The organism is Lactobacillus melliventris (genome assembly GCF_013346935.1).
Taxonomy (GTDB): domain Bacteria; phylum Bacillota; class Bacilli; order Lactobacillales; family Lactobacillaceae; genus Lactobacillus.
Window position 1 is genome coordinate 1 of the sequence record NZ_JAAEEB010000001.1, and the last position, 13,547, is coordinate 13,547.

Here is a 13,547-nt window from a genome sequence, read left to right on the forward strand (position 1 = left end):
TATTCGCGTTCTAGTTTAGCTAAAGAGGTTTGGTGGGATAAGTATTTACTGCAAATTTCCATTTTCAAAGTAGTTGAATATTTAGTCATGAAAAAAGTGCTCCTAATAGTCAGATTAATGTCTAACTATTATGGAGCACTTCAAATCTAGAGGGTTAACTTCAAAGGCAGTGCTTTTTTGTGCTTCTTTTTTAATATAAAAAGAGCATAAAATGGTCAATTGTTGATTATGCTCCATTTACTTGTTAGGATTAAATTAAGGAAATATTGAAAAGGAGGAAAATTTATGGGAGAAAAAATACCAATGGTTGAGTTCAAAGATGTATCCAAGATATATCCTAAAATGAAAAATCCGGCTGTTAACCATATCAGTTTTGAAATAGATAAAGGTGATTTTTGCTGCCTAATTGGCACCTCCGGTTCAGGAAAGACTACTTTGATGCGGATGATTAATCGCATGAACAGCGTAACTAAAGGCGAGGTGCTGGTTAACGGCAAAAACGTTAAAAGTTTTAATCCCGTCAACTTGAGACGTCATATTGGGTATGTTATTCAAAATAATGGTTTGATGCCTCATATGACCATTAGGGAAAATATCATTTTAGTACCTAAGTTATTAAAATGGCCTAAGGAAAAATTGGCTGGTGAAGCGCAAAAGTTAATTCAAATGGCTGAATTGCCGGAATCATATTTAGACAGATATCCGACTGAGCTATCTGGTGGTCAACAACAAAGAATTGGAGTTGTACGCGCACTGGCAGCAAACCAAAATCTCATATTAATGGATGAGCCTTTTGGTGCATTAGATCCGATAACTCGTGAAAGTTTACAGAATTTGGTACAAAACTTACAAGTGCGATTAGGCAAAACAATTGTTTTTGTCACTCATGACATGGATGAGGCATTAAAGCTTGCAACTAAAGTAGTTGTTTTGCATGATGGGCAGTTGATTCAAGTAGGAACGCCTGAGGAAATTTTACATCATCCTGCAAATGACTATGTTAAAAGTTTGATCGGTGAAGAGCGCCTGTCCGAAGCAAAATATGAAACCGTAAAAGTTAAAAACGTGATGCTAACTAATCCGATTAAGATTGACTTGGGTGCTTCTTTATCCGATGCCTTAACCATGATGAAGGAAAACCGTGTTGATACCCTTTTAGTGGTTGATAACAGCGATCACCTGAAAGGCTATATTTCAATTGATGATTTGCAACGAAATTATTCTAAGGCAAGCAGCGTTAGTGATATCTTGATTACTAAAGTAAGCACAGTTGGTCCGGATGAATATTTGCGTGATAACTTTAGTCGTATTATGAGCCGTAACAAGAGTTATATTCCGGTAATTGATTCGGATAATAAATTAGTCGGTATAGTTACTCGTGCAAGTTTGGTTAATGTCGTTTATCAAAAAATATGGGGCGATAAGGGCCACATGCAAAATAATACGGGAAAAGAGGCGAACTGAAATGTCAGCCTTTTTTGCACAACATGGCTCAGAATTATTGGTAAAAACTTGGCAACAAATATATATTTCAGCTATTTCACTGGGCGTGGGAATTGCTGTAGCAGTTCCATTAAGTATCATATTAATGAAATTTCCGCGCGTGGCAAAAGTCGTGATTGCTATTGCCAGTATGTTACAGACCATACCTGCTTTGGCATTGCTTGCGATCATGATTCCATTTTTTGGTGTTGGTAAGCTGCCCGCAATTATTGCACTTTTTCTCTATAGTTTAATGCCCATTTTGCGTAACACATATGTGGGTCTGATGGGGGTAAACCCGGACACTATTGATTCTGCACGTGGCTTAGGTATGACTAATCTGCAATTAATTTTGAAAGTTGATATTCCTTTAGCAATGCCTGTAATCATGGCGGGAATAAGACTTTCTGCTATTTATGTTATTGCGTGGGCGACTCTAGCTTCTTATATAGGTGCTGGGGGCCTTGGCGACTTTATCTTTAATGGCCTTAGTTTATATCAGACTGATCTAATTTTTGGTGGTACCATTCCTGTTATCATATTGGCACTTCTAACTGATTATCTCTTGGGTAAGCTTGAACGTAAATTAACACCAAAAGGAATATAAGGAGGTATTCATCATGAAAAAGTATTTTAAAAAGATATTCCTGATGATAACAGCCTTGTTTATTATGTTAACTACTAGTGCTTGTGGCTTGCCTGGACTTTCTGATAGTCAAGGCAGTCAGGAAAATATTAGAATTACGGCACTAACAACTACTGAATCACAAATTATGGCTAATATTGTTGCCCAATTGATTGAACATGAAACTTCATACAAAACTTCAATTGTTAATAATTTGGGTTCTGCTCCTATGCAGCATCAGGCTCTAATTCGTCATGACGCCGATATTCAAGCTGCTGCTTATGATGGTGGTGAATTAACTGCAAATCTTTTATTGCCAGCTATTAAGGATTCCAAAAAGGCAAATGATACGGTCAGACGTGAAGTAAAAAAGAGATGGGATCAAACTTATTTGCATACATATGGCTTCGTTAATAATTATGCTTTTATGGTGAGAGCAAAAGACCAAAAGAAGTACCATCTGTATCAGATTTCTGATTTAAAGAAAGTTAAAGATAAATTTTCTTTCGGTGTAGCATCCGAATGGGTAAATGCTCCAGGAGTCGGTTATCCTGCTTTTCAAACAGCTTACGGATTAACCTTTTCTAAAGCACACCCAATGAATATCGGCTTAGTATATTCAGCACTGAAAAGTGGTAAGATGGATGTTATTCTAGGCTATTCTACTGATGGCCGAATTGATAGCTACAATTTGCACCTGTTGAAGGATGATAAGCATTTCTTTCCGCCATATAATTGTGGCATGCTAATTAATAACTATTTATTAAGAGAGCATCCTGAACTAAAGGCAATTCTGGAAAGATTAGTGGGTAATGTGAGTGTTCATGATATCCGTAAAATGAACTTCCAAGTAGATGACAAGCTACTTGAACCCGCTACGGTTGCACGGCAGTTTTTAGAAAAACATAATTACTTTAGGGGGGAGAAATAATGTCTCATTTATCTTTATGGCAGCAATTTATTTACTATTATGTCCATAATGGTAGTTATGTATTAGCACAATTTAATCGTACTTTCCTCATTTCAATCTATGGCGTTTTATTTGCAGCTATTATTGGTATACCGGTTGGAATTTTTATTTCGCGCAATGGACATTTAGGAGATTTTGTTGTAGAAATTGCGAACTTTATTCAAACGATTCCTTCGCTTGCCCTTTTGTCTATTGTAATGATTGGTTTGGGTCTAGGCGTTATGACCGTTATTGTCACCGTTACGCTTTATTCACTTTTGCCAATTATTAAGAATACATATACTGGTATGAGGAACGTTAATAAGAATGTCATTGATTCAGGAAAAGGAATGGGAATGACAAAGCTGCAACTGCTTTATATGGTGAGATTACCGCTCTCAATGTCTGTTATTATAGCCGGCTTGAAAAACGCTTTGGTAATAGCAATTGGTATCACTTCAATTGGTTCGTTCGTTGGAGCAGGTGGCTTAGGAGACATAATTATTCGCGGCACCAATGCTACTAATGGCAGTGCGATTATACTAGCTGGTGCCCTTCCTACAGCATTGATGGCAATCTTGGCAGATGTGATTTTGAATTTCTTGCAAAAAGTTTTGGAACCCAAAGGCCTTAAAAAATAAATTAAAAGTTTTTTGCATTTTTTTCGTATTTAATAATGTGAATAAAAATAATAAACATTTGTTCGCCTTTTTTCTTGCAAATATACACTAAAGCAAAGTATAATTATTACGTACTAAATTAAAGAAATTTTGATAGAGGAGGACAAGAGTCTTGGCCAAGGATGAAAAACAAGCTGCACTGGAAAATGCGCTTAAGAAAATTGAAAAGAATTTTGGTAAAGGCGCTGTTATGCGTATGGGTGATAAAGCTGACACCAAAATCTCGACCGTTCCCTCAGGTTCGCTTGCTCTTGATGCAGCCCTGGGAGTTGGTGGCTATCCCCGGGGTAGAATAGTAGAAATTTACGGACCAGAATCTTCTGGTAAAACAACGGTTGCATTACATGCAGTAGCTGAAGTGCAAAAAAGAGGTGGTACAGCCGCTTATATCGATGCCGAAAATGCTATGGATCCGGCTTATGCGGAGGCATTAGGTGTTGATGTTGATTCACTTATTTTGTCTCAGCCAAATACTGGTGAAGAAGGTTTACAAATTGCTGATACGTTGATTACAAGTGGTGCAATTGATATTTTAGTTGTTGACTCTGTTGCAGCACTTGTGCCTCAAGCTGAAATTGACGGAGAAATGGGTGACAGTCATGTTGGTCTGCAAGCTCGTTTAATGAGTCAAGCTCTGCGTAAGCTTTCGGGTAATATTAATAAGACCAAAACTATTGCAATTTTTATCAATCAAATTCGTGAAAAAGTTGGAATTATGTTTGGTAATCCTGAAACTACTCCTGGTGGTCGGGCACTGAAGTTTTATGCCACTATTCGTTTGGAAATCAGAAGAGCGGAAAAGATCAAGCAAACCGGTGGAGAAATTACTGGTAACCGTGTAAAAATCAAGGTAGTTAAAAACAAAGTTGCACCGCCTTTTAAAGTTGCTGAAGTTGACATGATGTATGGCAAGGGTATTTCACAGAGTGGTGAACTGTTGGATATGGCGGCCGACAAAGACATTATAGCCAAGGCCGGCTCCTGGTATTCATATCACGATGAACGAATTGGTCAGGGCCGAGAAAATGCTAAGAAGTACCTTGAGGATCACCCTGATGTCTATGACGATGTTCAAAAGCAGGTTCGTCAAGCTTTCGGTATTGATGAAGAATCAGTTGCTGAAAGAGAAGATCCTGAAAAAATAAAAGCTAAGAGAGCCCAAAAGGCTGCTGATACAGAAAAGGAAGCTTCTGCTAAAAAAGAAGCAGACAGCAAAAGCTAATTACGAGGAAATAAACCTTGACCTGTGAAAATGGGTTAAGGTTTTTTCATGTCGTTTGACATAAGTCCCATCGTTCTTTATTATTAATATTGTGTGAATAATCTAAAAAAATAAAAAAGGCGATAGAAATCATGATAAGTAAATTTTTGATTCCCGTCGCGATAGCTATAATTTCAATTATTGTTGGCGTTGTTGTAGGATACTTTATTCGTAAAAGGATCTGGGAGAAAAGGGCTCAGAACGCTCAAAACGATGCCGACCATATTTTAACCGAAGCAAAAGCACGAGTTGACGCTGCTAAAGCTGAAGTCAATGCACAAAAGCAAGCGGCTGATGCTATTAAACAAAGTGCGCAAAACACTAAAAAAGAAAAAATTCTTGAAGCTCAAGAACAAATTCAAGACTATCGACAAAAAGTTGAAGATGAATTAAACGACAAACGTGACAAAATTGCACGCGATCAAAATCGCTTAACCCAACGAGAGGATACTCTTGATCATAAAAACTCTTTGCTAAAAGAAAAAGAGGATGATTTAACTAAAAAAGATGAACAGCTAGAGCAAAAGCAAACAGAATTAGCTGCTAAATTGCAAAAAGCTGATGCATTAGTTGAACAGACTACGCAGAAGCTTTACGAAGTGGCTCATTTAGACAAAGAGCAGGCAAAAAAGCTTGTTTTAGATCAATTAGCAGATGAATTAGTTAAAGAACGGGCAGAGTTGATTAGTAATAGTAATCAAGAAGTAAAAGCTAAAGCTGACCATTATGCGCGCAAAATAATTATTGATGCAATTCAAAGTAGCTCGGCAGATACAGTAGCTGAAACAACAGTATCTGTAGTTGATTTGCCTAATGAGGAAATGAAGGGTCGAATTATTGGTCGTGAAGGACGTAATATTAGATCTTTTGAAGCTCTTACTGGAGTTGATCTTATAATTGATGACACTCCAAAAGTTGTAACTTTAAGTGGTTTTGATGCCATCAGGCGTGAAATTGCGAAAAGGGCAATGGAACGTTTGATTAAGGATGGACGCATTCATCCGGCTCGAATAGAGGAAACAGTTGATAAAGCTCGTAAAGAAGTAAACGATGATATTTACGAAGCTGGAGAAAGCGCTCTAATGGAGCTGGGAATTCATAAAATGAATCCAGAACTGGTTAAAATATTGGGTAGACTCAAATACCGGACATCTTATGGTCAAAATGTTTTGGGTCATTCAATTGAAGTTGCAAAATTAGCTGGTACAATGGCTGCGGAGCTTGGATTAAATGAAAAATTAGCCGTTCGCGCGGGATTATTACACGATATTGGAAAAGCAGTCGACCATGACATTGAAGGTTCACACGTAGAAATTGGTGTAGAACTGACAAGGAAGTATCATGAGCCGGATGTGGTTGTTAATGCAATTGCAGCACACCATGGGGATGTGCCTAAGTTATCATTTATTGCTGAATTGGTAGTTGCAGCGGATACCATTTCTTCTGCAAGACCTGGTGCTAGAAGCGAAAGTTTGGAAAATTATATCAGAAGACTTACCGACCTCGAGCAAATAGCAAATAGGTATGATGGAGTCAAACAAGCGTATGCTATTCAAGCTGGTCGAGAAGTCCGCGTGATGGTTGAACCTGACAAGATTTCAGATGATCGTATTACAGTTTTAGCACGCGACATTCGCAATCAAATTGAAAAAGAACTTGATTACCCGGGTAATATTAAAATAACAGTTATTCGTGAAAAACGTGCTGTATCAATTGCAAAGTAAATAAAAGGATTGAATGCAAAATTCAATCCTTTTTTGTTTTGTAATATATCTTCAAAATATGGCGTAAATTAACATAAAAAAGCGCAAAAAAGCACATTTTGGTAAAATGAAAGGGTATACAATACGGATTGAATGGAGGAACCTGCTATGAATCTAAAAATAACAACTGAATTAAAAGATTTCCTACTAGAATTAGGTTACCCATTTAATTCAATTTCTGGTTTACTTGATTCTAGCGTAATGGACAAATATCTGAATGCAAAGTGGATTAAAAATTCTCATGTATTTGAAATGTTAGACAAAGAAGCAAATGATAAACAGCTGTTGAAGTGTAGTGATGTTCGTAATTTTTACCAATTTGTTCCCCCATATTTTGCAGCTTTGTCAAGCAAAAATGGCTTACAGGCAATTTCCCGCCTAGCAGCTTACCAGCAGCTTATAGGTCCAATTGAAATGGGAACTTTTGAGGAAGGTGAAAAATTAAGAATTCATATTAAATATTTGGACAAATATCGTAAATTTTCACGTTTTAGCCTATTAGTAGATCAAATTTCTTTAGTAAGTCTGATTAGAGCAGGTACAAATAAATGTGTTATACCCGTATCTATTGGGAGCAAATATGAGTATGGATCAAGAATAAATAAATATTTAGGTATTGAAGCTCAAAATAGCTTAGACAATTATTTGGTGTTTAGAAAGTATGATTTGGAGCAGTCATTTGTAACCAAAAATGATGTAATGTGGAATTTCATGGAGCCTGGTTTGAAAAAGTACATAAAAGAATTAAATATAAATCCTCCAATTTCTGCAGTGGTACAAAACACTCTGTTTAAATTGATAGCCGGAGGTAATTTTCAGGTAAAAGACGTAGCAAATAAACTGGGTATTTCATCAAGAACATTACAAAGATGGCTGCAAAATGAAGGCACAACTTTTAAAAAACAGTTAAGTATTGTGCAGAAAATTTTGGCTCAAAATCTACTTCAAGACAGAACTTTAAATACTGTAGAAGTAAGTTTTCTAGTTGGCTTTAATAGTGTTTCTTCGTTCTATAAAGCCTTTAAGAAATGGACAGGAGTGACTGTTAAAGAATATAGGCTTCAAGCAATATTAAAAACTAATAGTATAAATGCGGTAATTTAATTAGGAGGAAACAAAATGTTTTTAAAAGATAACGAATCATGGAATGCAACTTATGATGTTGTGGTAATCGGTTTTGGTGGAGCAGGTGCTACAGCAGCACGTTTCGCTGCAGATAAAGGAGCAAAAGTCCTTTTAGTAGATAGTGCACCAGAGGGACATGAAGGTGGTAATACCAGATATTGTGGACAGATTGTTGAAGCAGGTTATGATTATGAAAAGCTAAAAAAGTATTATCAAAAAATGACTGCTCCACTTGATTTAGATGAGCAGGTGCTAGAAACTTTTGTAAAAGGGATGGTCAATTTACCAGATTACTTCGAAAAGTATCTCGGTGGTAAAGCATTCAGCGTTAAAAATAACCCAGGTAACAAAAATGTTGCTATGTTGGCATACATGAGTGCTGAATATCCCGAATTTGAAGGTGCAGATACAAACGACGACTTGTTAGTGCATGATCAAATATTCGATGCTGCTCTTTGGAAGAAATTGCGCCAGAATGTTTTAGATCGCAGCGACAAGATTGATGTGCTTTATTCAACGCCAGCAAAGCATTTAATTCAGGATACTGATAAGACAATAATAGGTGTACAGATTAAAAATAAAGGCAAGTTGTTCAACGTCCATGCAAAAAATGGTGTAGTTTTAGCACTTGGTGGATTTGAAAATAACGAACAAATGGTGCAGGATTATTTAGGTGAAACTAATTTATTACCATACGGTACGCTTTATAACAATGGCGATGGCATCAAAATGGCTATAGAAGTTGGTGCAGATTTGTGGCACATGAATAATTATGAACCAGGTGGAACTGTTAATTTAGCTGCTCCCAAAGGCCAAAGAGCTCATAACATTATGGCCTGGAAAGCATTATTTGCCGGTTCACTGATCACAGTTGGCGATGATGGTACACGTTATGTAGCAGAAGACGATCCAACCCGTCATGGTCATCGCTATAATCATGGTATTTGGAGAATCCCTTTAGCCCAAGTGCATCCTCATATGATTTTTGATCAGAATAAATACGATGAACTATTCTCAGCTGAGAATGATGAATTTCAAAAGGAAGCTTTAACTAAAGTGGTTAAGTCAGAAACTATCGCTGACTTAGCTCAAGAAATAAAAGTTGATCCGGCAGTTTTAGAAAATACTTTGAACACGTATAATTTCTTCGTTGATCGAGGAGTTGATTACCAATGTGGACGTAAGCCAGAGTCAATGACCAAAATTTCACTTACGGGTCCATTTTATTCGTTAGCTCAACAACACACCATGTTAAACACCCAGGGTGGCCCACGCCGAAATAAAAATGCTGAAGTATTAGATACAGATCAGAAAATTTTGCCACACTTATATGCTGCTGGTGAACTGGGTCATATAGGTGCAAATCAATATAATGGCGGGGGTGACATGGCTGACTGCTTAATATTTGGTAAGATAGCTGGAGAAAATGCCGCCAAAATTAAAGATGATCAAGTTGTTTCAGGTGCCAGTGTTAGTGAAAATAATGCTGATACTGCATTTCCTGAATCAGATGTTAAAGAAGAAAGCTATTCAACTGCTGAAAATCAATACATTGGTAAATCTTCAAGTGGCATGGGCAATGAAATCGTAGTGCGAGTAACAGTTGACAGTGATAAGCGTCCAAGCAATATTGAAGTTTTAAAAGAAAGCGAATCACCTGACTACGGTGAAAAAGCAATTAAGGAAATGAAAACAGAAATGCTAGCTAAGAAAACAGCTAACGTAGATGCTGTTTCTGGAGCTTCTGCATCAAGTCGCGCATTTAAAGAAGCTGTAGTATCTGCTTTGAAGCAGGCATAGATTTTAACGAAAGGATAAGAAATGGCAAATTTAAAAGATGGTATTTATCAGGGAAAAGGCTCTGGTAATCGTGGTGAAGTCAAGGTTTCGGTAAAAGTCAAAGACAATAAAATTACGGATATAACAATTGATCAACAAGATGAAACTTCTGGCATAAGCACTGCTGCTTTAAAAAAAGCACCGAAGCTAATTGTTGAGCATCAGTCATATAATATTGACGCAGTCACCGGAGCAACTATTAGTTTTCAAGCTGTACAAAAAGCAGTCAAAGTTGCTGTTTCAAAAGCTGGCGATCCCAGTGGTCTTGATAAAAGAGTTGATCTTAGAAATACAGTGAAAAAGGATGATGGTAAGGACTACCGTAACGTCAATCCAGATGATTTGCAATTTGAAGATCATGCTGACGTGTTGGTAATTGGTGCTGGAGCTGCTGGACTTGCAGCTTCCATTACAGCAAGGCAAAAAAGTGCTTCCGTAATATGTTTGGAATATACATCAAGCTATATGCTATCTGATATGACTCTGTCTGGAGGTTATTACAATGCTGGTGGTGGTACTAGCTTGCAAAAAGCGCAAGGTATTAAAGACTCTAAAGACAATTGGAATAATTATTTGAAAGCAGTCGGTCAAGGATACGAAGATGCGGATATGCGTGAAATAATAGTAGAACATGCTGCTGAAGATTATGAATGGCTTGCTGGAGAAGTTGGGGTCAATTTCCAAGAAGTACAAGAAATTGGCAATGAAGAAGCAATGAAAGAATATGCGACTCCGGCAGCAAGGTCTCATTTAACTGTCGAAAAAAGTGGCTATGGTCTTTCAAAGCCACTTTACAATAAGGCAAAAGCAGTTGGCACAAAATTTATTTTTAATATTACAGCTGAGAACTTAATTACTGATGAGAAAAATAATGTAGTTGGTGTACATACTAATAAAGGTAACTACAAAGCTCAAAGCGTTGTTATTGCAACTGCAGGTTTTTCACGCAATAAAGAAATGCTTAAAAGCTTTGCACCAGATTTTGCTGTAGGAGAATCATATGGTTCTATTAGGCAAATGGGTGATGGTATCACAATGGGTGCAGAAATTGGCGCCAAGTTAAAAGATATGTGGATGCCAATAGCAAATTCTATTGGAACTCAATCAGGCGATAATGTTTGTATTGGGCCTTTGTGCACAGCTTGGACAAAACCTTATATTTGGGTTGGAACAGATGCTAAAAGACACTTTAGAGAAGATATGTATTTCGAATACGCTTCTAAGAAAATTGCTGATCTAGATCATGGTTTCGTGTGGCTGATTTTCGATGAAGGAATGGCAAATGAAATGCCAGCTGCCTTTTCTGCCCCAGCTCCTTCACCGCATTTAAAACGCGAAGTAGAAGATGGCTACTTTAAAAAAGCAGATACTATCGCGGAATTAGCAGAGCAAATTAATTTAAACCCTAATGTGTTAGAGAAAACAATTGCTAAATGGAATAATGATGTAAACAATGGTCAAGATACGGAATTTGGTCGCCAAAAAGATTTAACTGCTTTTAAGGCTCCATACTATGCCGCTAAACTTGCGCCATCAACACCGGATATGGCTGGAGGATTGTGCATCAATACTAAAGCAGAAGTTTTGGATAATTTTGATAGAAAAATTAGTAATCTCTTTGCTGCTGGTAGTACGACAGGCGGATGGCGAGGAATGACCTATCCAGGTTGCGGAATGGGTATTACAAACGCTATTGTTTTTGGCAGAATTGCCGGTGAAAGTGCTGCAAAGAATGCTCAAGTAAAAACTGATACTAATTCTGGTGCTTCACAGAATTAGTTTTTGGAGTTAAATATAATTAAAACTGGATACATTTGCATCCAGTTTTTTATTTGGAAATATTTATGATAATCAACCTAATTTGTGCATTTTTGCTCTACCCTGTATAATTAAGACAACTTTAAATGAAAGTAGCCGACTATGTTTAAAATTATTGTTGAATTATTCTTTTTAGTGATTATACAGGCTGCGATCACACCTTTTATTAGGCGATTAGCTTTCGTATTAGGTGCTGTCGACATTCCCAATAAAAGAAGAGTAAATAAAAAACCGATGCCAACCCTAGGGGGATTGGGTATTTTTGTCACCTTCAATATAGGAGCTTTTATTCTCCTGCGCGATCAGTTTCCAACTCATGAAGCATTTAGCATACTTTTAGGCTCAAGTGTAATTGTCTTGACTGGCATAATCGATGATATTATGGAGCTGAAGCCAAGACAAAAAATGCTGGGTATTTTTATTGGCGCTTTAGTAATTTATTTTCTTGCCGGTATTAAAATGAATGTTCTCAACCTGCCATTTTTGAATAAACAAATAAATCTGGGATGGTGGAGTCTGCCAATTACCATTTTTTGGATCTTAGCTTTAACTAATGCTGTTGACTTAATTGATGGACTTGACGGATTGGCTGATGGTGTCTCTATGATTTCACTCATAACGATGGGAATTGTCGGCTATTTCTTTTTGCACACCGGCCAACTCTATATTCCGATCGGCTGTTTTATGCTGGCAGCTTGTTTACTGGGCTTTTTACCATATAATTTTCACCCGGCTAAAATATTTTTAGGCGATACCGGTGCTTTATACATCGGATTTATGATTGCCGTATTTTCTCTAAAAGGCTTGAAGAACGTAACTTTCATTTCGCTGCTTGTGCCGGTTACTATTCTAGGCGTGCCGATTACCGATACGCTTTATGCTATGATTCGGCGCAAACTTAATAATCGACCCGTTTCCCAAGCTGATAAGCACCATTTGCATCATCAACTAATGAGAATGGGCTTAACCCACAGACAAACGGTTTTAAGTATTTATGCAATATCACTGGTCTTTTCTTTTATTTCCCTGTTATTTTTATTGTCACCAATGTGGGGCATGTGGGTCTTAATTGCTGGTCTGGCAGTTGCACTTGAATTTTTCGTAGAGTCCATTGGGCTTTTAGGTGAAAAATATAAGCCTCTGCTGAATTTAACCCAAAAATTAATTAATTCACGCAGTAAAAAAGATCCAACAGTTGAGGTATGGCATTTGGGACAAGATAAACCTGAGCAATTAAAAAAGAAGAAAAAAGAATAAATTTTAAACTTGACTCACATTTCACATGTGAGTCTTTTTTACTGCTCATGGTAGTTGTGTTGAGTGACAGGTACTTCGTTATATCTTTGGGGAAGAAGCTCAAATTCTACTTTGCCCGCCAAAATATTGATTAAGTCATTTTCAAGCTGCTTTAACTTATCTTCATCAATAAAAATGGAAATTGTGACTTTCGCTCCATAATCTATATTATCAATGAAAATCTTTTTTTGATTAAGATAATGCTGAGTTTCGTCAAATTTTTTATAATCGACTTGAAATTTCAAGCCCTGTTGCTGCACGCGCTTAACCACTCCAATAGCTTCAACAGCCTTAGTGACACTGTTGGAATAAGCACGGATTAAACCGCCAGCTCCCAGTTTTATCCCACCAAAATAGCGCGTTACTACCACGGTAACGTTTTTAAGATTCATTAATTGAAGTGCCTTTAACTCCGGGACACCTGCGGTTCCAGATGGTTCACCATTATCGCTTGCTTTAACATGCTCGTCGTTTAATCCAATAGTGTAAGCAAAAGTGTTATGGGTAGCATCACGGTATTTTTGGGTAACAGCATTAATTGCTTTTTCGGCCTCTTTAACGGTTAAAGTTCTTATAACAGTGGCAATAAAGCGACTTTTTTTAATTATTAATTCGTGGTCACCGTTTTCCTTAATGGTTAAATAATCTTCTTTTTCGTTTTCGTTCAAAAAAATCAGCCCTTTTTTGCGTATTTATCATTGGAGGACAA

General features: G+C 37.1%; 11 protein-coding genes. 10 read left to right on the forward strand and 1 reads right to left on the reverse strand.

Features of this window, described 5'->3' with window-relative positions:
• The first annotated feature begins 285 nt into the window (after nt 1-285).
• The 10 genes from GYV61_RS00005 (at nt 286) to GYV61_RS00050 (ending at nt 12,799) form a co-directional block, all read left to right on the forward strand.
• Complete coding sequence (locus GYV61_RS00005) at nt 286-1,464, forward strand: betaine/proline/choline family ABC transporter ATP-binding protein (protein ID WP_174794299.1); 1,179 nt, start codon at nt 286-288, stop codon at nt 1,462-1,464.
• Between the two features lies 1 nt (nt 1,465).
• Nucleotides 1,466-2,089, forward strand: coding sequence for an ABC transporter permease (locus tag GYV61_RS00010; protein WP_174794300.1), 624 nt, complete (start codon nt 1,466-1,468; stop codon nt 2,087-2,089).
• A gap of 13 nt (nt 2,090-2,102) precedes the next feature.
• Nucleotides 2,103-3,038 (forward strand): osmoprotectant ABC transporter substrate-binding protein, encoded by a 936-nt coding sequence (locus tag GYV61_RS00015; RefSeq protein WP_174794301.1) that lies wholly within the window; start codon nt 2,103-2,105, stop codon nt 3,036-3,038.
• Complete coding sequence (locus GYV61_RS00020) at nt 3,038-3,697, forward strand: ABC transporter permease (RefSeq protein WP_046324596.1); 660 nt, start codon at nt 3,038-3,040, stop codon at nt 3,695-3,697. Before GYV61_RS00015 ends, GYV61_RS00020 begins: the two co-directional genes overlap by 1 nt.
• Before the next feature lie 151 nt (nt 3,698-3,848).
• Nucleotides 3,849-4,958: a recombinase RecA gene (recA, locus tag GYV61_RS00025; RefSeq protein WP_046324597.1), complete on the forward strand. Its 1,110-nt coding sequence runs from the start codon at nt 3,849-3,851 to the stop codon at nt 4,956-4,958.
• 131 nt (nt 4,959-5,089) lie between these two features.
• Nucleotides 5,090-6,721 carry a ribonuclease Y gene (gene rny / locus GYV61_RS00030; RefSeq protein WP_174794302.1) on the forward strand — a complete coding sequence of 544 codons (1,632 nt, stop codon included), beginning with the start codon at nt 5,090-5,092 and terminating at the stop codon, nt 6,719-6,721.
• A 147-nt stretch (nt 6,722-6,868) separates the two neighbouring features.
• Entirely contained in the window at nt 6,869-7,864 is a 996-nt protein-coding gene (locus GYV61_RS00035) for a helix-turn-helix transcriptional regulator (RefSeq protein WP_174794303.1), read from the forward strand.
• A 15-nt stretch (nt 7,865-7,879) separates the two neighbouring features.
• On the forward strand, nt 7,880-9,685 hold the full coding sequence (locus tag GYV61_RS00040; RefSeq protein WP_174794304.1) for an FAD-dependent oxidoreductase: 1,806 nt from the start codon (nt 7,880-7,882) through the stop codon (nt 9,683-9,685).
• Nucleotides 9,686-9,706: 21 nt separating this feature from the next.
• The gene (locus GYV61_RS00045; RefSeq protein ID WP_174794305.1) at nt 9,707-11,503 is read left to right on the forward strand and encodes an FAD-binding protein; all 1,797 of its coding nucleotides are present in this window, start codon (nt 9,707-9,709) and stop codon (nt 11,501-11,503) included.
• Between the two features lie 141 nt (nt 11,504-11,644).
• A complete protein-coding gene (locus GYV61_RS00050) occupies nt 11,645-12,799 on the forward strand; it encodes a glycosyltransferase family 4 protein (protein WP_046324601.1) in 1,155 nt (384 codons plus the stop codon).
• Between the two features lie 38 nt (nt 12,800-12,837).
• On the opposite strand, the gene GYV61_RS00055 is transcribed toward GYV61_RS00050, so the two are convergent.
• Entirely contained in the window at nt 12,838-13,506 is a 669-nt protein-coding gene (locus GYV61_RS00055) for a YigZ family protein (RefSeq protein ID WP_238786728.1), read from the reverse strand.
• Nucleotides 13,507-13,547: the final 41 nt, after the last annotated feature.